Here is a 17,799-nt window from a genome sequence, read left to right as displayed (position 1 = left end):
GGTTCAATCCGCCAGAAGGATGATGTCGCCAGCGTTGCACGAAACCGCAACGGTGTCGCCCGCCTGGACGGTCGCCGCGGCCGAGGCCTTGGCGATGAAGTGCAGCGCTGGGTCCTTGGTGGACATCGCCAGCACGCGCTTGAAGCTGCCCTGAAAGACCACGTCATTCACCTTGGCCCCCCCCAGCGCGACAGTGCCTGCCGTGGCACCGAAGACAAGATGCTCCGGCCGGATAGCCAGGGCGACCGCGGTGCCAGCCCGCAACGTGCCGGGCAGTGAAACCGGCCCAGCCTGCGTTGCGATGGTGATGATCCCATTCGCTACCTCTGTTACCTTCCCGGCGAGGATGGTGCTTTCACCCATGAAGGTCGCCGAAAAGCGGGTTGCCGGCCGTGCGTAGACGCGCTCGGGCGGCCCTTCGTCCTCGATGCGCCCGTCATTCATCACCACGCAATGGTCGGCCAGCGCCATGGCCTCTTCCTGGTCGTGGGTGACGTGGATGAAGGCGGTGCCGACGCGCTTCTGGATCGCTTTCAGTTCGTCCTGCATCTGCCGGCGCAGTTTCAGGTCGAGCGCGCCGAGCGGTTCGTCGAGCAGCAGCACCGCCGGCTCGACGACAAGAGCGCGCGCCAGCGCCACGCGCTGCCGCTGGCCGCCGGAGAGTTGGTGCGGCTTCTTGTCGAAGGCCGCCGCCAATCCAACCAGCGCCAGCGCCTCACGCGCACGTGCGGCGCGCGAGGTGCCATCGACGCCCCGCATGCGCAGGCCAAAGCCGACATTGCCGCCGACGCTCATATGCGGGAACAGCGCATAGTCCTGGAACACGGTCGTCGTCGGTCGCTTGGCTGGTGGCACCGAAGTGCAGTCCTCACCGCGGATGAACACCTTGCCTTCACTAGGGCTTACGAAGCCGCCGAGGATCGACAGCAGCGTCGTCTTGCCGGAGCCGGATGGCCCGAGCAGGATGGTGTAGCTGCCGGGTTCGATGGCGAGCGAGACATTTTTCAGCGCCGCATGCTGGCCGAAACGATGCGAGACATCGCGGATATCGACAAGGGGGGCGCTCATGCCGTCTTTCTCCGCAAAAGTGTCAGCTCGAACAGCACCACCAGCACGATGGAGACGGCAAAGACCAGCGAGCCGACGGCGTTGGTCTTGGGATTGAGGCCGGAGCGCAGCAGATTCCAAATTTCCACCGGCAGCGTTGTGTCGAAGCGCGTGAGCAGGAAGGAGATCACGAACTCGTCCCAGGAGAATGTCATCGACAGGAAGACGCCGGCGAAGATGGCGGGCGCCATGACAGGCACGGTGATCAGCAGCAGCACTTTCCATTCCGGTGCACCGAGGTCGCGCGCGGCGCGCTCGATGTTGATCTGGTGATCGCCCATCTGGCTGTAGATGATGGCGAAGCACAGCGGCAGGTTGATCACCACGTGGCCGATTCCGGCCGAAACCAGCGACTTCGGCACGCCGGCCCAGTTGAACAGCACCAGCAGTCCCATGCCGATGATGAGGTAGCTGACCGTCAGCGGCAGTGTGATCAATCCACGTAGCAGGCCGGAGCCGGGCAGGACGAAACGCGCGAAACCCCAGGCGGACAGGAAGCCGAGCGTGACGGAGGCAAATGACGAGATGGACGCCACCAGCAATGAGTTGACCAGCGCCGAGGTCAGACGCGTGTCGGACAGAACGGCGTCGTACCAGCGCAGCGACGGGCCGGTGAAAGGTGGGATCGGAAATGACGTCGCCTGCAGCGAGAACAGCACCAGCACGACCACCGGCAGAAAGATGAAGCCGTAGATTGCAAGGGCGTAGAGCCAGGAAGCGAAGCGGATGAGGGCGCGCATGGTCAGGCCCGCTCGATCTTGAGCCAGCGGGCGCATGCCAGATAGGCGACGGTGACGACCGCCATCAGGATGATCGCCAGCGCCGAGGCCAGCGGAAAGTCGCCGCGTCGGCCGATCTGCATCATCACCAGCTGCGGCATCAGAAGCTCGTTGTTGCCGCCGAGAATCTGCGGCGTGATGTAGTCACCGATGCACAGAACGAAGGTGAGGAACGCGCCGACCATGATGCCGGGCAAGGTCAGCGGCAGGACGACATGCAGGAAGGTACGCACCGGTCCGGCGCCGAGATCGGCGGCCGCCTTGCGGTAGCTCGGGCTGAGCTGCTTGAGGTTGGCGAAAATGGTCAGCGTCAAGAGCATGACGAAGAAATGCACGAAGCCGGTGACGGTGGCGAAGCGTGTATTGGCGAGCTGCAGCGGCTCGGTGATCAGGGCGGAACCGGTGAGCGCGCGGTTGATGACGCCGTTCTGCGCCAGCACCAGCAGCCAGGAATAGGAACGCACGACGTAAGAAGTCCAGAACGGCAGCACGGCCAGCATCAGCGCCAGCCGCTGCCAGCGTTCCGGCACCTGTTCGGCGAGGATCCAGGCGAAGGGATAGGCGAGCAGAACCGAGACCACGGTGACGATCGCTGTCACCTGCAGCGAGTTCACCATCGCCTGCCAGTAGGAGGGGTTGGTGAAGAACTGGCTGTAATTGGACAGGGTGAAGCTGCCGCCCTCATGCACTGTCAGGCTGGAGAGCCCCATGGCGATGAAAGGCAGGACGAAGAACAGCAGCGTCCAGCCAAGCGCCGGTGTGACCAGCGCCCAGGGCAGGGCACGCCCGTTGTTTCCAGCCGAGCTCATGAACTGCAATCGCTCACTTCGCCTGCAGCATTTCGGTCCACATGTCCTGCATCTTCTTGTCGAGATCGGCGTTCGGCGCCGGATAGGCCTGGGCGCGGGCGAGGAATTCCGGCTGCTCGTCGAAGCGCAGGACCTTCTTCTGGTCGTCGGTCAGCGCCGCCTTGGTGTTGGACGGCATGCCCCAGTAGCAGGAAGAGGTGGCAAGGCGCGCCTGGCCTTCCGGGCTCATGATATACTGGATGAATTTCAGCGCCATGTCCTTGTTCTTGGAATCCTTGAACATGGCCAGCGACTGCGACCACAGCACAGCACCTTCCTTCGGGATGGAGAAGTCCAGCGCCGGGTTTTCCTTGGCCAGTCCCGCCGTCACCCATTCGCCACCGCCGACCAGTATGTCGACCTCGCCGGTGGCCAGCGCCGTCTGGCTGGCGGTCACTTCGCCGACCAGCTTGGCATTGGCCTTCATCTTGAGAAGTTCGGCCTTGAGGGCGGGCAGGTCGGCTTCGGTCAGGTCCGCCGTCTTCTTGCCGATGGCAAGTGCGGCCATGCCGATGACCGGCAGATAGTAGTCGTAGATGGCGACCTTGCCCTTGTATTTGTCTGATGTCAGCGATGCCAGCGACTGCATGTCGGCCGGATCGACCTTGGTCTTGTTGTAGCCGATCGTGTTGTAGCCGAATTTTTCGGTGATGCCGTAGCGCTTGCCGCCGACGACGGTGGAACCGTCCATCTTCACCTGTGGAAACATGTCGGCCAGCGGCAGCTTGTCTTCCGGCAGCGGCTCGAACAGGCCCTTTTCGACACCGCGCGGAACATCGATGCTGTCGATCACCATCACGTCCCAATCGCCGGGCTGCGACTGTTCGACGATGGCGAGGCCGGCGCCGGTTCCCTCGAATTCCTTGACGTTGACCTTGACGTTGTTGGCCTGCTCGAAGGGCTGCAGCAGCGCCGGGTCGGAATGATCGCACCAGATCAACGCGTTGAGATCGGCGGCCTGGGCAATGCCGCCGGCCGCCAACAGAAGTGCCGTGGCGGCGCAGGCAGTGCGCAACCGGCTCTTCAGGATGGAGAGCGGATTCATGGATGCGGATTTCATGGACATCGAGTGTTCTCCCTTGCCTTTGTGGCTTCTGGCAAAAAATTGAACCAATTCTAAAATTGAGTCAATTCTGTTTTTGTGGCAAGAGGCTGATATGAGCGGATTGCGGGCAAGGCAAAAGGCGGATCGGCACAGGCGCATCATCGAGGCGGCGGCGGCGCTTTTCCGCGATGCCGGCTATGAAGGCGCCAAGATCGAGGCGATCGCGACGCAGGCCGAGGTCTCGATCGGTACGATCTACAACTACTATCAAAACAAGGGTGACATCCTCGGCGCCATCGTCTCGCTGGAAGTCAACGAGGTGCTCAACGCCGGGCGCGGGGTGGTCGCCAACCCGCCGGCCAATGTCGGCGATGCCCTGGATACGCTGGTCGGCATCTACATCGAACACTCCTTGCACTATCTCAGCAAGGAGATGTGGCGGCAGGCGATGGCGATCTCGACGCAGCTGCCCGACAGCCCCTTCGGCCAGGCCTACACCGCGCTCGACCGGTCGCTGACCGAACAGATCAGCGCGCTGATCGCCCGGCTGCAGGCGCTCGGCCTGGTCCGGCAGGATATCGACGGCCAGGCTCTGGGTGAGTTGATCTTCAACAACATGAACATGATGTTCATCGAGTTCGTGAAGCGTGATGAGGCAAGGATCCCGGAATTGCGGCTTGCGATACGCAGGCAGAACCGGATTCTGGTTGCTGCGATTGCGGTGTGAGGACCGGGACTCCGGATGCGGCGTGCAACTGTTCCGCACGATTTGCCGCCGGAACCGACGCGAACATCCAGTGACAGGTGTGCGCTGAAAAGATATTGACTGTATAGTTAGTCATGTTATCCCTATGCCTGTCGATCGGGTTGGACAGCCGGCTTGCCGGTGAATGTCCGCTTAGAAGCGCGAGGGGAATATCTTGGTAGTCATCCGGACTGCCGTTGCGGCGAAAGGCGTCGCCGCCTGCCTTTTCTTCAGCAGGAAACGGACCCTGGGCTGCATTGCCGTCGGGTCCCAACAATGGGAGCAAGTAAGCATGAACTGGAAACTGACCGCGACGGCCGTCGCGCTGTCGCTGCTGTGCGCGGGTACTGCCCGTGCCGAGGGCGAACTCAACATCTACAATTGGGGCAACTACACCAACCCCGATCTCATCAAGAAGTTCGAGGAGATCTACAAGGTCAAGGTCACCGTTACCGACTATGACTCCAACGACACGGCGCTCGCCAAGGTCCGCCAAGGCGCGTCCGGTTATGACATCGTGGTACCGTCGGCCAGCGTTATGCCGGTCTGGATCAGCGAGGGTTTATTGTTGGAGACTGATCCCAACAAGATGGACAACTTCAAGAACGTCGATCCGAGATGGGTTGACGTGCCGTTCGACCCGGGCCGCAAATACACTGTTCCGTGGCAATGGGGTACGACTGGCGTGTCGGTCAACAAGTCGGTCTATTCCGGCGATATCAACACGTCCGCGATCTTCCTTGATCCGCCGCCAGAGCTCGTCGGCAAGATCAACGTCGTCCCAGAAATGGGGGACATCATGTTCCTGGCCATCGCCTACGAAGGTGGCAAATACTGCACCGACGATATGCAGGTGCTGAAGAAGGTCCACGACAAGCTGGTCGAGGCGAAGGGAAAATGGCTTTCCCTCGACTATGCGGCCGTCGACGGCCTGGGCAGGGGTGACATCGCCGCCGGTGTGAACTGGAACGGCATTTCCCTTCGGCAGCGGCTGCAGAATCCCAAGATTGTCTACGGATATCCGAAGGAAGGTTTTCCGATCTGGATGGACAATGTCGCTGTCCTGAAGGACGCCAAGAATGTCGAGAATGCCAAGCTCTTCCAGAACTTCATCATGGACCCGCAGAACGCCGCGTTGATCTCGGCCTTCGCGCACTACGCCAATGGCATCAAGGGGTCGGAAGCCTTCATGCCCGACGACATGAAGAATGCGCCCGAAGTGAACGTTCCAGCTGAATTCGCTGCCAAGGGCCAGTTCATGCAGGCCTGCCCGCCAAATGTGCAGGCGCTCTACACGAAGATCTGGACCGACCTTCAGAAATAGCCTGGCCCCAGGTTTTCTCCGCGCCGCGACCCGCGGCGCGGCCCCCACTCACTTGAGCAAGAACGCGATCCGGCGATCGCAGGAGACTTTCCATGACCGATCTCGACCTTTGCTACATGCCGGCCAGCGAGGCGCTGCGGCTGTTCAAGGCGAAGAAGCTCTCGCCCGTCGAACTGATGCAGGCCACCATCCGCCGCGCCGAAGCAACGAAGCCGACGATCAACTGCTTCACCTTCACCCATTTTGAAGAGGCATTGGATTTGGCAAAAAAAGCCGAAGCCAAATACGCCAAGGGCGTCAGGGCCGGCGTCCTTGAAGGCCTGCCCATCGGCATCAAGGACGAGAGCTACATCAAGGGCAAGCCGACTTCGCATGGCTCGCTTCTGTCGAAGGATGCCATTGGCGGCCATACGTCGACGATGAACGAGCGGATCATGAAGGCCGGGGGCATCGTGCACGCACGCACGGCGACGCCGGAATTCAGCTGCGCCGGCTACACCTGGTCCAGGCGCTGGGGCGTGACACGCAATCCGTGGAATCCGGAATTCACGCCGGGCGGTTCGTCCGGTGGTGCGGCGGCGACGCTGGCCACCGGTACCTCCTCGATCGCGACCGGTTCGGACATTGGCGGCTCCATCCGCATTCCCGCTTCGGCTTGCGGTCTCGTCGGCTTCAAGCCGCCCTATGGCCGAAACCCCGATGAACCGCCCTTCAATCTCGATTTCTACTGCCACACGGGTCCGCTGGCGCGGAATGTGAAGGACGCGATCCTGCTGCAGAACGTCATGGCTGGACCGAGCCCGCTCGACATCGCCACACTACGGCCCAAGCTGCGCTTGCCGCTCGACTACAAGCCGATCAGTGGCTGGAAGATCGGGTTCTCGATGGATCTCGGCTCCTATGAGGTGGATCCGGAGGTGCGCAAGAACACGCTCGCCGCGTGTGACGTCTTCCGTTCGCTGGGGGCTGCGGTCGAGGAGGTTGATCTTGGCTGGGGCGATGAAGTGCTGAAGGCCGGCATGGCCTATCTGGAGCATCTGTTCGGCGCCTCGCTTGTCCAGATGCTGCGGGAGCACGGCAAGGACATGACGAGCTATGCCCGCAAGTTCGCCGAGGACGGGCAAAAGTCGAAGGCCACGGACTTTGTCGCAACCCTGGAGGTGGCGGCCAGGATGTACCAGACGCTCGGGCCATTGCTGGAAAAATACGATGTGCTGATCTGTCCGACCAACGCGATTCCGGCGGTGGCGGCGGAGTTCGATCACTCCAAGGACACCGTCGAGATCAACGGAAAGCACGTGAACCCATCGCTTGGCTGGGTGATGACGACGCCGTTCAACATGATGAGCCGTTGTCCGGTTCTTTCCATACCGTCGGGCAGGGCCGCTAACGGCGTGCCGACGGGCATCCAGATTGTCGGCCGCACCTATTGTGACGCCGATGTGTTTCAGGCAGCTATGGCTTATGAAACGGCACAGGGCCAATGGTACGGGAGCGCTGAAACACGACCGGTGCTTTGATCGTGTATAGGTAGCACCTGCAACGGAATTTTGCGCGCCGGCTCAAGCCAAGGTGAGCCGGCGAAGTATCCACTGCAGGGTTCGAACAGGACTGGACGAAGATGGCGCAACGCAAGGCAGCCGTGGCACCGGAGACACGCAAGGTCGCAAAGGCCGAGGGCAAGGGTTCGAAACCCGCCCCCGGCCTCAGGGATCGTCGGCGCGAACGCGGCGAAGCGAGCATTCAGCGGATCATCGACGCCACGATCGAGCTCATCGCCGAGGAGGGGCTCGCGACCGTCACAATGCAGCGCATTGCCGAGCATGTCGGCTCATCCAACGCGCTGGTCGTCTTCCACTTCCGCAGCAAGGAGAATCTTTTCAGGGCTGTGTTGCAGTATCTCAGCGATCAATACGACGAACTCTGGGCGAGCCTGGTCCGAGCACCGGACCTTTCACCCGTGCAACGCCTGATGGGCGCGCTCGAATGCGCGCAGAGGTTCTCGCGACTGCATCCCAAATGGGTGTCGGTCTTCGTCGTCTTCTCCAGCGATCGCAAGAGCATGCAAATCTACAACGAAATCGGCATGCCGAATGATCTCGCCTACACTGCCGAAGCGCGTGAATTCCTCGTCGAAATCGCTGATATCGGCGGCTACAGCGACGTCGATACGGACACGCTGGCTGAAAGCCTCAACTACCTCGTTCATGGCGCGTGGTTCTGGGATCACCTGAACCCACCGGAAGGCCGATCCGATGTGCTGCGCAAGACGATGCTGATGCTGCTGCATCAGGCGTTTCCACGGCATTTCGATCTGGCCCCGCGTGGTTGATCACAAGCGTTGATCCGACCCCGCGCCGGTTTGCAAACTTACCAGAAAATGGAATTCGGCTCACGCTTCTTCGAAGTGCAGGATGTATAGTTTTCGCGTCTTCTCGTGAATGGTCCACTCGCCCTGCCAGCCCCTTGGCAGGACGAGCATCTCGCCGGGGCCGACGTCCTGGCTCCTGCCATCGGGACCATGCAATGAGACACGGCCCGACACAATGTGGCAGGTTTCGGAATTCGCCTCGCGCGCGGCCGTGAACCGGCCGGGCGTGCACTCCCAGACGCCGACTTCCAGCGTCCCGTCCGGCGAGGTCCATAATGTCCTCGATGCCTCGACCTGATCGCCACTGATCGAGGTCGGCTTGGCCTCGGGTTCACCGAGATCGATGGAGGCGAGGTGGGCGAAGGTCTGGAAGTCGGTCATGGCGGTCTCCGGCAGGCACTGAAATGCTTGTAGGACTTATTCGCGGATTGGCTGGTGCCACAGCGTCCAATCGGATGGCGCTACGGGCTCAATGTCCTGTGATGCGGTCGGCGATCCCCGCCAGCTTCGATGTGTGGTCGAGGCCCGCCTCCTCGCGTTCGTCGGCGATACGGTACAGTTGGTACATCGAGTGGACACCGATCCAGCGCATGGGCTCCGGTTCCCATTTGCTGACCTTGCGGTTGACCCAGGGCAGGCGGGTCAGTTCGGTGTCGCGGCGCAGGATGAGATCGCGCAGCGTCCGCCCTGAAAGATTGGAACTCGAGACCCCGAGCCCGACATAGCCACCGGCCCAGCCAATGCCGGTCTCGGGATCGAGGCCGGCCGTCGTGCACCAGTCGCGCGGCACGCCAAGCACGCCGCACCAGGCGTGATCGATGCGAAGCCCAGCTGTCTGTGGCAAGCGACTGGTGAGGATCGCATGCAGGCTTTCGATCGTCGCCTGTTGGGTCTGGCCACGCACATCCGTTTTTGAACCGTAGCGATAGGGCACGCCCCGGCCGCCCATGGTGATGCGACCTTCGCGGGTGCGCTGCGCATAGCAATAGGCGTGCGCGGCATCGCCCAGCAGTTCGTGGCCCTTCCAGCCGATCTCGTCCCACAGCGATTGCGGCAGCGGCTCGGTAATGATCTGCGCGCTGTTGAGCGCCAGCCAGAGCCGCTCATTGCCGGGAATGCCGGCCGTGAACCCTTCCGTGGCGCGGATGATGGTGGGCGCGCGCACAGTGCCGCGATTGGTCGTGACCTTGCCCTTTTCGATGCCGGTCACCTCAGTCTGTTCATAGATCGGCACGCCGAGGCGCTCGACGGCCGCGGCCAGGCCGCGCACGAGCTTGGCTGGCTGCACGCGTGCCGTGCCGCGATGAATGAAAGCGCCAAGCACATTCTTGATATTGATGCGGGCTTTGGCTTCCTCCTGACCGATCATGGCGATGCGGTCCCGTGGCACGTTCCAGCCGATCGCGTCCTCGTAGGCAGCCTTGATCCGTTCCAGCTGCGGTTTGTTGGTCGCTACCGTCAGATTGTCGACGCGGCGGATGTCGGCGTCGATGCCTTCGGCCTCGGTCACCGCGATCACTTCATCGACCGTGCCATGCATGGCCGTTTCCATGTCGATGACGGCGCCGCGGGTCGACGTCTTCAGATACTTTTCGCGCGACCAGCTGAAGCCGCCGGACAGCCAGCCGCCATTGCGCCCGGACGCGCCGAAGCCGGCGAATTCCCTTTCGACGATCGCAATGCGGATCGAAGGGGCGGCCTTCTTCAGGTAATAGGCCGTCCACAGGCCGGTATAGCCGGCGCCGACGATGCAGACGTCGGCTTCGAGGTCGCCTGGAAGCGGCGCGCGATAGGCCGGCAAGCCGCCAATGTCGGCATACCAGAACGAGACGTTGCCGTTGACCTTGGCATCCATGTTTAAAATCCTGTGGTGGAAAGAGGGGTCAGGTCATCGTCATGTCGGCGCGGTCGTCGTCGGCAAGAAGCTTTGCATCGACGGTCGACCAGCGCAGATCGACTGTGTCGCCAATGGAGAAAGGCTGGGCTTCCAGGGATGCGCGCACGATGGCGACGGAACCATCGCGAAGGGTCACCTGGTATTTCGAACCGGACCCCAGATAGATCGCTTCGCTGACCTGGGCGGTGAGGCTGTTCTGCCCGTCGGCCACAGGCGCGTTCGCGCTGGCAAGCGCCAGTTTCTCCGGCCGCAGCAGGACCACCGGTTTCTGGCCGCTGGCGAGTTTTCCCCGGGCAACGATCCTCTGGCCGGCAACCGTCAGGCTGGTCTCGCTGCCTGACGTTTCGGCGGCGCCGCGTAAACTGGTCGATTCCCCGATGAATTTCGCCACGAACAAGGTCATTGGCTCATCATAGAGCTGGCGGCCTGTTCCCACCTGCTCGATACGCCCCTGGTTGAACACGGCGATGCGATCAGACAGGACCAGCGCCTCCTCCTGGTCATGCGTGACATAGACGAAGGTGGTGCCGAGTTCGCGATGGATGCGCTTGATCTCCAGCTGCAGCCATTCGCGAAGCTTCTTGTCGAGCGCGCCGAGCGGCTCATCCATCAACAGCAGCGGCGGATCGAAGACAATGGCGCGGGCCAGTGCCACGCGCTGTTGCTGGCCGCCTGAAAGCTCGGCTGGATAACGATGCGCGAAGTCGGCCATCTTGACCATGTCGAGCGCCCGCGCGACGTGGCGGTCGCGCGCTTGCTTGTCCATGCCGCGCAGTGTGAGCGGATAGGCGACGTTCTTGCCGACGGTCATGTGCGGAAACAGCGCATAGTGCTGGAAGACCACGCCAATATTGCGCTTGTGCGCCGGCAGCGCGACGATGCTTTTTCCGCCGACGGCGAGGTCGCCGGAGGTCAGGTCCGTAAAGCCCGCCACGACGTTGAGCGTGGTGGTCTTTCCCGATCCGCTGGGGCCTAGCAGCGTCATGAACTCGCCCGGCTCGATATGCAGGCTGACGTCGTCGAGCGCGGTGAAATTGCCGTAACGCTTGGTGGCGCCTTGAATGTCGATGGCCGCGCCGCGTTCTCTGGTGTTGGACGCAGACATCTCAACTCCTCTTCGATCTAGAGCTGATGATCAGCCCGGCGCTGATGATCAGCGTCGTGGCAATGAAGATGATCGTTCCGACGGCTGTCACCGTGGGGTCGGCGTCACGGGTGATGCTTGTGAAGATCTGGACGGGCAAGGTTTTCAGGTATGGGCTGGTGATGAACAGCGCGACGATGATTTCGTCGAAGGAGGTGACGAAGGCAAACAGCAAGCCGGACAGGATGCCGGGCGCGATCAGTGGCAAGGTCACGGTGCGAAACGTGGTGAAGCGGTTGGCACCGAGACTTGCCGCGGCCGTCTCCAGCCGCACGTCGAAGACTTCGAGGCTTGCCGACACGGCGATGATGACGAAGGGGATCGCCAGCATCGTGTGGGCGATGACGAAGCCGGTGGTGGTGCCGACAAGCTGGTAATCGAGATAGACGGCATAGATGCCGATCGCCAGCACCACGCCAGGTACGATCATCGGCGTGATCAGGATGGCGCGCAGCAGGCCGGCGCCGGAATGCTTCATGCGGCTGAGGCCGAGCGCGGCCAGCGTACCGATCACCGTGGCGGCCACGGCAACGAGGCCCGCGACCCTGAGCGAATTGAAGAAACTCGCCAGCCAATCCGGGTTGGTGAAGAAATTCTCGTACCACTGCCAGGAGAAGCCGGATGGCGGGAAGGCCAGCGACTTCTTCTCGTTGAACGACATCGGGATGATGACCAGCGTCGGCATCACCAGCCAGACGGCGACCAGCAGGCAGAACAGGCCGAGTATGATGCGGAACGGCGTCTTCATGATCTGGACGCCTGTTTGTGGCGCTGGCGCATCAGCGGTGCGGCGAGCGCCAGCAGCACGAAGGTTGCGACCAGCAGCACGACGCCCATGGCGCCGCCTCGACCCCAGTTGAGCAGGCTGAGCACCTGGCTCTGCACCAGCGTCGACAGCATCGTGCTGCGTGGCCCGCCAAGCAGCGCCGGGGTGATGTAGAAGCCGAGCGACAGGATGAAGACGATGATGGCGCCGGCGAAGACGCCGGGCAGCGACAGCGGCAGATAGACCTGCAGGAAGGCGCGCGAGGGGCGCGCGCCCAGGCTGCGCGCCGCCTGCACCAGGCGCAGGTCGATGCCGCGCATGACCGAATAGAGCGGCAGGATCATGAACGGCAGCAGCACCTGTGCCATGCCGATGACGACGCCGGTCTGCGTGCGGATAAGCTTCACGCCATCAAAGCCGAGCAGCCTGATGAGCGAATTGATGATGCCTGAATCCTGCAGCAGGATGACCCAGGCCAAGGTGCGCACGACACCGCTGACCCAGAACGGCACCAGGACGCACAGGATGAGGATAAGCCGCATGCGCGGCCCGACCGCGGTCATGAGATAGGCGTAGGGATAGGCGGCGATCACGCAGACGATTGTGACCCAAGCCGCGATGGAAAAAGTGCGCCACAGGACCGTGACGTTCACGGGTGTGGAGAAGAACCAGACGTAGTTCTGCAGGCCCCAGGCGGGGTCCGAGAAACTGCGCAGCGTGACGGTCAGCAGCGGATAGCCCATGGCAGCGATGAGCAGCAGCAAGGCCGGCATCGCCAGCAGCGAAGGATAGGCGGCAAGCCATGGGCGCCGCCGAGAGGCTGGCGCGCCACCCGCCGGCCGGGGATTTTCACCCCCGGCCGTGGATATCTGTGATGTCTGGCTCACGTCTTTGCCTCGCGGTCCCGACGGCTCAATTGCCGGCCATCAGGGCCGTCCACTTGTCGGAAGCGGCAGCGAAATTGGCGACCCAGAACTTGATGTTCTGCTGATAGCCCTGCTTGGCGTGGTCGGGCGAGTTGGTCAGGAAGGCGGCGACGGAAGGATCCACCTTCGGCTGCGACTCGGTGTTGATGGGCGAATAGGAGGTCTGCTCCGTCAGGATCTCCTGCGACTTCTTGCCGAGATAGGCATTGATCAGCGCGTAGGATGCGTCGGTGTCCTTGGCCCCGACCGGGATGGTCAGCTGATCCATGACGACCAGCCAGTCCTTCCACACCGGCGTGTAGGCAGCGCCGTTCTTGACCGCGGTCATGGCGCGGCCCGTCCACATGATGATCATGTCGGCTTCGCCGGATTCGGCGAGCTGCTGGGATTCAGCACCGGTCTTCCAGAAGATCGTGTCCGGGCCGATTGCCTTGATCTTGGCGATGCCCTTGTCGATATCCGCGGCCGTCATGTTCTGGACCGAGCCGCCATCTGCCAGGATGCCTTGTTCGATAAGGCCGCCGACCGGGCTTCCGCTGCCATCAATGGCGCGTATGCCGGGAAATTTCTTGGTGTCGAAGAAATCCTTCCAGTCCTTCGGCGGATTGTCCTTGTAGGTCGAGTTCTTGTACATCAGAACGGCGCCGTAGTTCATCGCCGGCACGCTGCACTCGCCGACCTGACCCGCCGGGATCTTCGAGATGTCGATCTTGGTCAGGTCGAGTTTCTGGAACAGTTTTCCGCAATGGACGAATGGCGGAAGATCGTCGGTATCGACGACATCCCATGTCACATTGCCGGATTCCACCTGTGCCTGGAGCTTGGCGATTTCCGTCGGGCCGTCATTGAGCAGCTTGACGCCGCTCTTGTCGACGAACTCCTTGAGCGCGGCGACCTGGCCATCCTGGTAGATGCCGCCATAGGACACGAAGGTCAGGGTCTTTCCTTTCAGCGACCCGTCGACGACTGTGCCGGCCGGCGGCGCGCTCTGCGCGTAAACACCTCCGGTCGCCATGGCCGCGAGCACTGTTGCGCCGGCAATCTTCGCAAGCGTTGATCTGTATCCCATATTACTCATCCTTCCCAAACTCGCCTTTTGCTTTAGGCAACCCGGCCGCGAGTGGTTTCCGGGCTACATATTCGTCGAGATCGATGGTGCCGCTGGTTGGCGGTGCGATGATCCAAAGCACTTCGGCAGGCGTGCTGCCGACATTGACGGTCTTGTGCGGCGTCGATGTCGGGTATTCGATGCTGTCGCCCTCATCGAGAACGAAGGTCTCGGCGCCGAGCGTCAGTTCGACCCGCCCGCGCAGGACCAGGAACATCTCATGCGCGTTGCCGTGGGTGTAAGGGGCATCTCCGGTCGAGCCGCCAACGTCGAAATGTCCGCAATAGACCTCGACATCGCGAATCGGACGGCGTGACAGCAGCGTCTTGCGATAGCCCTCGCTGACCGGCAGGGCGGGGCGCTCGGCGCGCGTCAGCACCGCGTGCGGCGTCGCCTTGCGTTCATCGAAAAGGTCGGAGAGGCTGATGCCCAGCGCATTGGCGATCAGCATCAGCGTGCTGGTGTTGGCGCCGGAGAGGCCGCGCTCGAGCTGGCTCAGGAAGCTGGCGGTGGTGCCGACGATGTCGCCGAGCTGGCGCAGCGTGAGGCGTCGTGCGGTGCGATAGAACTTGACGCGATCGCCCAATATCGCGGATCGCCGCGCCTCCATGCTGGGCATGGCGCTGTCGTTGTCGCTGTCATCCTCGGCGATTTTCATGGGGGCCCCGCAGTTCACTTTACAAGCTATTAAGTGAACTGCGGGATGGCAAGCGGATTCGCGCGGGTCACCTCAAACCGACGGTGAGAGGCAGCGGATCGCGCTATCAGGCTTCATCATGCGGGCCGTGAGAATTGCGCATTCGCTGGGCGCAGTTGCGCCCAGCTCGTAGGGACCGCCACTCTGCTCGCGGGAGTGAGGAAGTGAAAAACTCAGTTACGCCGTTGCAAGGTGCGGGAACGGAAGCTTGCCGTGTTCCCGCGGACGCGTGGTGGGATTAGCGATAGCGCCAGCCGCCGTGTACCCGATAGCGATGGCCCCAATAACGGCCGTCGTACCAATAACCGCGACCTGGATAGAACGTGCCTAGGACAGGGCCGGGGACGACCACCACGGGGCCGCGATTTGGGCGGCACCCGCCATACGGCCCACGATGAAATCCGACGCCACAGCCGCCACTTGCTTCAGCTGGAGCCACTGCCGACAGGGCGGCTCCGACGGCAAAGCCGATCAAAATTATCTTTCTCATGATGTCCTCTCTTTGGGTCGCACAACACGTTGTTCGGAAGTGGTGCAAAACCTTAAACGCCGCTCGCCCGGTTTTCCGTCGCGGCGAATTTTGACTTCCGGCAAGGGTGCTGGTGCGTGTGGGATTGGGACGTCAATCGAAGGAGCCGTGAGCGAACACGCCGACAACACCCACGTCTGCAAAAGGTGGATTGTGGGACCCGGCCCATGTCAATTCGTGAAAGCTGGTGCCCCCGGACGGAATCGAACCGCCGACCTTCGGTTTACAAAACCGCTGCTCTACCAGCTGAGCTACAAGGGCACGGCGCACCGGTTAGCATATTTGTCGCGCCAGTAAAGGCAAAAGTCGGTTTTTCACCATCGGCGTGGCGGATGGACCGCCTGCTTGGTCACCCTGAAAACCGCCACCTGACCCCTTATATAGGGGTCAGGTGCAATCGCATGGGCGAGGGTGTCGCATGATCCGTTTTGTCGTCATTGCCATTGTCGTGGTTGCCGTTTGGGCTTTGTTGCTGAAACTCATCAAGGATCTGAAGAGCGCCAACATTGACTGGACCGGTGTAGCCACCATCGTCGGTTTTATCGCGCTGGCTTTCTGGCTTCGCCACGTGACCGGCATGGGCTGAGCACCATAGCAGGCATAGCCTGAACAGGCAGCGCTTGCGGCATTCGGCCGCCGTTTACCGGCCCGGGCGGAGCGATTCGTCCTGCCTTTGAAAATTCCTTCCTGAACCTTTTTCGGTGCCTCGACGACTGATTGTCAGAGGCGAATGGTCGCCTCGATCAAAGGATCCAGGAGATCACCATGTTCAAGCGCAGTTTCGTTTCCGCTCTTATCGCAATCTTCGTTGCAACCGGCGCGCTGGCCGTCACCGTCCAGTCATCGTCGGCCTACGGCATGCACCATCATCATCATCACTACGAGGATTACGGGTATTACCAGGATTACCCGGACTACCCGGATTCCGGATGGTGGTTTTATCATCACCACCATCATCATCACCATCACTACATCATCTATTGAGCATAGGCTGATGGCGTGACTGAAAGACCAGTTCAGGAAAGGGCGGCTTCGGCCGCCCTTTTTTTGCATCTGCATGCCGCCGCGATCATCGTCGACGATTGGCGCCTTATGTCCACGTCCAACCGGCCGATCGTCGTCCCTTCAAAAAATCAAAAAAATCTTCGAACCTTTTCCGTTGCCGCAACGACAGATGATCAAGAGGCGGATGGCTCGCCTCGGTCAACGAAGCAGGGAGATCATCATGTTCAAGCGCACAATCGTTTCCGGCCTCATCGCCACCACTGTCGCCGCCACGATGCTGGCCGGCACCGTCCAGCCGTCGGCTGCTCACTCACACGATCGCGAGATCGGCATCGGCATCGCCGCCGGCGTCGGCGGCTTCATTCTGGGCAGCGCGCTCGCCCAGCCGCGTCCTGTCTACGTCGAGGAAGACGGCGGCTCGTGGCATGTCCGGCGTTGCCTCAATCGCTATGCAAGCTACGATCCCGACTCCGACACCTATATCGGCCGGGACGGCTATTCCCATTACTGCCGGCTCTGAGGGGTGTTTCAAACAGCCAGAAAGAGGGGCTCCTCGCAGCCCCTTTTTTGCGCGACTGCGCTCTTCATGTTGACTTGACCCCGCCGATCATCTTCGTCACGTCGGCCGCGGCATTGCGCACCAGGGGCCCGATCTCGGCCAGTCGCTCCGGTGTCACCCGCACTGTCGGTCCGGAAACGGAGACGCCGCCGATCGGTTCGCCAAATTCGTTGAAGATGGCGGCGGCAACACAGCGCATGCCTGGGTGGCGTTCCTCGTCGTCCACGGACCAGCCGCGCAGCTTGATCCTGCCGAGATCACGGGTGAGGGCGGGGAGATCCGAGAGCGTCTTGTCGGTGAAGCGTTCCAGTCCGGCCTTGCGCAGGATGGCGCCGACGCGTTCCGGCTCGAGATGCGCCAGCACCGCCTTGCCGATGCCCGAGGCATGGAACGGACTGCGGGTGCCCGGCCGGAAGAAGGCGCGGATCGCCTGGTGTGTCTCGACCTGGCTGACGAAGACAACGCAATCATCCTCGGCGACGCCGAGATTGGCGGTCTCACCGGTTTGCTCCATCAGCTCCTGCATGACGACACGCGCGCGGTCGACCAGCTTGCGGCGGCGCAGGAAGGCCGCGCCCATGCGGTAGGTCTCGACGCCGATCGACCAGAGCTGGTCGCTCGAGTCGAACTCGACCATGCCGTGGTTCTCCATTGTCGTCAGCATGCGATAGGCGGTGGAGGCGGCAAGGCCGCTCTGCGCCGCGATCTCGCTCAGCGACAGGCCGCTACCATCAGCGACAATCGCCAGGATGCGCAGCGCCCGGTCAAGCGACTGCACCGAAGCGGCTTCGGCCGGACCATTGAAGGAGCGCGGGCGGCCGCGCTGGCGTTTTTCAGTTGTTTCCATGGACGTCATTCTCGGTGATTTCGTCCAAGACGCAATGAAAAAGTTTTTCACGGATCGTGGTGGCGAGATTCTTGAAAAACAAAAAGTCAAATGAAATCAATT

The 17,799-nt window shown here is 61.8% G+C and carries 20 protein-coding genes and 1 tRNA gene; 7 read left to right on the top strand and 14 right to left on the bottom strand.

Annotated features, from left to right (window positions below; all coding sequences use genetic code 11):
* Positions 1–3: 3 nt before the first annotated feature.
* The 4 genes from ABVQ20_RS08450 to ABVQ20_RS08435 are packed head-to-tail and all read right to left on the bottom strand — an operon-like array spanning position 4 to position 3,800.
* Entirely contained in the window at positions 4–1,068 is a 1,065-nt protein-coding gene (locus tag ABVQ20_RS08450; RefSeq protein WP_354459057.1) for an ABC transporter ATP-binding protein, read from the bottom strand.
* Positions 1,065–1,847 carry an ABC transporter permease gene (locus ABVQ20_RS08445; RefSeq protein ID WP_354459056.1) on the bottom strand — a complete coding sequence of 261 codons (783 nt, stop codon included), beginning with the start codon at positions 1,845–1,847 and terminating at the stop codon, positions 1,065–1,067. Before ABVQ20_RS08445 ends, ABVQ20_RS08450 begins: the two co-directional genes overlap by 4 nt.
* 2 nt (positions 1,848–1,849) lie before the next feature.
* Positions 1,850–2,695 carry an ABC transporter permease gene (locus ABVQ20_RS08440; protein ID WP_354459055.1) on the bottom strand — a complete coding sequence of 282 codons (846 nt, stop codon included), beginning with the start codon at positions 2,693–2,695 and terminating at the stop codon, positions 1,850–1,852.
* A 13-nt stretch (positions 2,696–2,708) separates the two neighbouring features.
* Positions 2,709–3,800, bottom strand: coding sequence for a polyamine ABC transporter substrate-binding protein (locus ABVQ20_RS08435; protein ID WP_354459054.1), 1,092 nt, complete (start codon positions 3,798–3,800; stop codon positions 2,709–2,711).
* Between the two features lie 91 nt (positions 3,801–3,891).
* On the opposite strand from ABVQ20_RS08435, the gene ABVQ20_RS08430 reads away from it, so the two are divergent.
* The 4 genes from ABVQ20_RS08430 (at position 3,892) to ABVQ20_RS08415 (ending at position 8,180) form a co-directional block, all read left to right on the top strand.
* Positions 3,892–4,506, top strand: coding sequence for a TetR/AcrR family transcriptional regulator (locus tag ABVQ20_RS08430; RefSeq protein WP_354459053.1), 615 nt, complete (start codon positions 3,892–3,894; stop codon positions 4,504–4,506).
* A 310-nt stretch (positions 4,507–4,816) separates the two neighbouring features.
* Positions 4,817–5,848: an extracellular solute-binding protein gene (locus ABVQ20_RS08425; protein ID WP_354459052.1), complete on the top strand. Its 1,032-nt coding sequence runs from the start codon at positions 4,817–4,819 to the stop codon at positions 5,846–5,848.
* Positions 5,849–5,940: 92 nt separating this feature from the next.
* On the top strand, positions 5,941–7,368 hold the full coding sequence (locus ABVQ20_RS08420) for an amidase (RefSeq protein ID WP_354459051.1): 1,428 nt from the start codon (positions 5,941–5,943) through the stop codon (positions 7,366–7,368).
* 101 nt (positions 7,369–7,469) lie between these two features.
* A complete protein-coding gene (locus ABVQ20_RS08415) occupies positions 7,470–8,180 on the top strand; it encodes a TetR/AcrR family transcriptional regulator (protein ID WP_354459050.1) in 711 nt (236 codons plus the stop codon).
* 60 nt (positions 8,181–8,240) lie between these two features.
* Here the strand turns inward: ABVQ20_RS08415 and ABVQ20_RS08410 are convergent, their stop codons facing one another.
* From ABVQ20_RS08410 to ABVQ20_RS08375, 9 genes are all read right to left on the bottom strand, one after another.
* Positions 8,241–8,600, bottom strand: a complete 360-nt coding sequence (locus tag ABVQ20_RS08410; RefSeq protein ID WP_354459049.1) for a cupin domain-containing protein — start codon at positions 8,598–8,600, stop codon at positions 8,241–8,243.
* 88 nt (positions 8,601–8,688) lie between these two features.
* The gene (locus ABVQ20_RS08405; RefSeq protein ID WP_354459048.1) at positions 8,689–10,074 is read right to left on the bottom strand and encodes an NAD(P)/FAD-dependent oxidoreductase; all 1,386 of its coding nucleotides are present in this window, start codon (positions 10,072–10,074) and stop codon (positions 8,689–8,691) included.
* 28 nt (positions 10,075–10,102) lie between these two features.
* Positions 10,103–11,221: an ABC transporter ATP-binding protein gene (locus tag ABVQ20_RS08400; RefSeq protein ID WP_354459047.1), complete on the bottom strand. Its 1,119-nt coding sequence runs from the start codon at positions 11,219–11,221 to the stop codon at positions 10,103–10,105.
* Position 11,222: 1 nt separating this feature from the next.
* Positions 11,223–12,008 carry an ABC transporter permease gene (locus tag ABVQ20_RS08395; RefSeq protein WP_354459046.1) on the bottom strand — a complete coding sequence of 262 codons (786 nt, stop codon included), beginning with the start codon at positions 12,006–12,008 and terminating at the stop codon, positions 11,223–11,225.
* A complete protein-coding gene (locus tag ABVQ20_RS08390; protein ID WP_354459045.1) occupies positions 12,005–12,913 on the bottom strand; it encodes an ABC transporter permease in 909 nt (302 codons plus the stop codon). Before ABVQ20_RS08390 ends, ABVQ20_RS08395 begins: the two co-directional genes overlap by 4 nt.
* 25 nt (positions 12,914–12,938) lie before the next feature.
* On the bottom strand, positions 12,939–14,021 hold the full coding sequence (locus ABVQ20_RS08385) for an extracellular solute-binding protein (RefSeq protein ID WP_435528330.1): 1,083 nt from the start codon (positions 14,019–14,021) through the stop codon (positions 12,939–12,941).
* Between the two features lies 1 nt (position 14,022).
* Complete coding sequence (locus tag ABVQ20_RS08380) at positions 14,023–14,718, bottom strand: helix-turn-helix domain-containing protein (protein WP_354459044.1); 696 nt, start codon at positions 14,716–14,718, stop codon at positions 14,023–14,025.
* Positions 14,719–14,995: 277 nt separating this feature from the next.
* On the bottom strand, positions 14,996–15,247 hold the full coding sequence (locus ABVQ20_RS40480; protein WP_435528329.1) for a GCG_CRPN prefix-to-repeats domain-containing protein: 252 nt from the start codon (positions 15,245–15,247) through the stop codon (positions 14,996–14,998).
* Between the two features lie 224 nt (positions 15,248–15,471).
* Positions 15,472–15,547, bottom strand: a tRNA-Thr gene (locus ABVQ20_RS08375).
* Between the two features lie 157 nt (positions 15,548–15,704).
* Here ABVQ20_RS08375 and ABVQ20_RS08370 point away from each other — a divergent pair.
* The 3 genes from ABVQ20_RS08370 (at position 15,705) to ABVQ20_RS08360 (ending at position 16,811) form a co-directional block, all read left to right on the top strand.
* Positions 15,705–15,872, top strand: coding sequence for a hypothetical protein (locus ABVQ20_RS08370; protein ID WP_354459043.1), 168 nt, complete (start codon positions 15,705–15,707; stop codon positions 15,870–15,872).
* Positions 15,873–16,051: 179 nt separating this feature from the next.
* Positions 16,052–16,270 (top strand): hypothetical protein, encoded by a 219-nt coding sequence (locus tag ABVQ20_RS08365; protein WP_354459042.1) that lies wholly within the window; start codon positions 16,052–16,054, stop codon positions 16,268–16,270.
* 241 nt (positions 16,271–16,511) lie between these two features.
* Positions 16,512–16,811, top strand: coding sequence for a BA14K family protein (locus tag ABVQ20_RS08360; RefSeq protein WP_354459041.1), 300 nt, complete (start codon positions 16,512–16,514; stop codon positions 16,809–16,811).
* Between the two features lie 64 nt (positions 16,812–16,875).
* On the opposite strand, the gene bhcR is transcribed toward ABVQ20_RS08360, so the two are convergent.
* Positions 16,876–17,697 carry an HTH-type transcriptional regulator BhcR gene (gene bhcR / locus ABVQ20_RS08355; protein ID WP_354459040.1) on the bottom strand — a complete coding sequence of 274 codons (822 nt, stop codon included), beginning with the start codon at positions 17,695–17,697 and terminating at the stop codon, positions 16,876–16,878.
* Between the last annotated feature and the right edge of the window lie 102 nt (positions 17,698–17,799).

It is taken from the genome of Mesorhizobium shangrilense (genome assembly GCF_040537815.1).
GTDB classification, from domain to species: domain Bacteria; phylum Pseudomonadota; class Alphaproteobacteria; order Rhizobiales; family Rhizobiaceae; genus Mesorhizobium; species Mesorhizobium shangrilense.
Note: the sequence above shows the minus strand (reverse complement) of the source record. Positions and strands in the feature narration are given on the sequence as shown.

Excerpts from the sequence above, each read along its gene's own strand:
- ABVQ20_RS08450 (WP_354459057.1), bottom strand. The coding sequence starts at position 1,068 with ATGAGCGCCCCCCTTGTCGATATCCGCGATGTCTCGCATCGTTTCGGC.
- ABVQ20_RS08445 (WP_354459056.1), bottom strand. The coding sequence starts at position 1,847 with ATGCGCGCCCTCATCCGCTTCGCTTCCTGGCTCTACGCCCTTGCAATC.
- ABVQ20_RS08440 (WP_354459055.1), bottom strand. The coding sequence starts at position 2,695 with ATGAGCTCGGCTGGAAACAACGGGCGTGCCCTGCCCTGGGCGCTGGTC.
- ABVQ20_RS08435 (WP_354459054.1), bottom strand. The coding sequence starts at position 3,800 with ATGTCCATGAAATCCGCATCCATGAATCCGCTCTCCATCCTGAAGAGC.
- ABVQ20_RS08430 (WP_354459053.1), top strand. The coding sequence starts at position 3,892 with ATGAGCGGATTGCGGGCAAGGCAAAAGGCGGATCGGCACAGGCGCATC.
- ABVQ20_RS08425 (WP_354459052.1), top strand. The coding sequence starts at position 4,817 with ATGAACTGGAAACTGACCGCGACGGCCGTCGCGCTGTCGCTGCTGTGC.
- ABVQ20_RS08420 (WP_354459051.1), top strand. The coding sequence starts at position 5,941 with ATGACCGATCTCGACCTTTGCTACATGCCGGCCAGCGAGGCGCTGCGG.
- ABVQ20_RS08415 (WP_354459050.1), top strand. The coding sequence starts at position 7,470 with ATGGCGCAACGCAAGGCAGCCGTGGCACCGGAGACACGCAAGGTCGCA.
- ABVQ20_RS08410 (WP_354459049.1), bottom strand. The coding sequence starts at position 8,600 with ATGACCGACTTCCAGACCTTCGCCCACCTCGCCTCCATCGATCTCGGT.
- ABVQ20_RS08405 (WP_354459048.1), bottom strand. The coding sequence starts at position 10,074 with ATGGATGCCAAGGTCAACGGCAACGTCTCGTTCTGGTATGCCGACATT.
- ABVQ20_RS08400 (WP_354459047.1), bottom strand. The coding sequence starts at position 11,221 with ATGTCTGCGTCCAACACCAGAGAACGCGGCGCGGCCATCGACATTCAA.
- ABVQ20_RS08395 (WP_354459046.1), bottom strand. The coding sequence starts at position 12,008 with ATGAAGACGCCGTTCCGCATCATACTCGGCCTGTTCTGCCTGCTGGTC.
- ABVQ20_RS08385 (WP_435528330.1), bottom strand. The coding sequence starts at position 14,021 with ATGGGATACAGATCAACGCTTGCGAAGATTGCCGGCGCAACAGTGCTC.
- ABVQ20_RS08380 (WP_354459044.1), bottom strand. The coding sequence starts at position 14,718 with ATGAAAATCGCCGAGGATGACAGCGACAACGACAGCGCCATGCCCAGC.
- ABVQ20_RS40480 (WP_435528329.1), bottom strand. The coding sequence starts at position 15,247 with ATGAGAAAGATAATTTTGATCGGCTTTGCCGTCGGAGCCGCCCTGTCG.
- ABVQ20_RS08370 (WP_354459043.1), top strand. The coding sequence starts at position 15,705 with ATGATCCGTTTTGTCGTCATTGCCATTGTCGTGGTTGCCGTTTGGGCT.
- ABVQ20_RS08365 (WP_354459042.1), top strand. The coding sequence starts at position 16,052 with ATGTTCAAGCGCAGTTTCGTTTCCGCTCTTATCGCAATCTTCGTTGCA.
- ABVQ20_RS08360 (WP_354459041.1), top strand. The coding sequence starts at position 16,512 with ATGTTCAAGCGCACAATCGTTTCCGGCCTCATCGCCACCACTGTCGCC.
- bhcR (WP_354459040.1), bottom strand. The coding sequence starts at position 17,697 with ATGGAAACAACTGAAAAACGCCAGCGCGGCCGCCCGCGCTCCTTCAAT.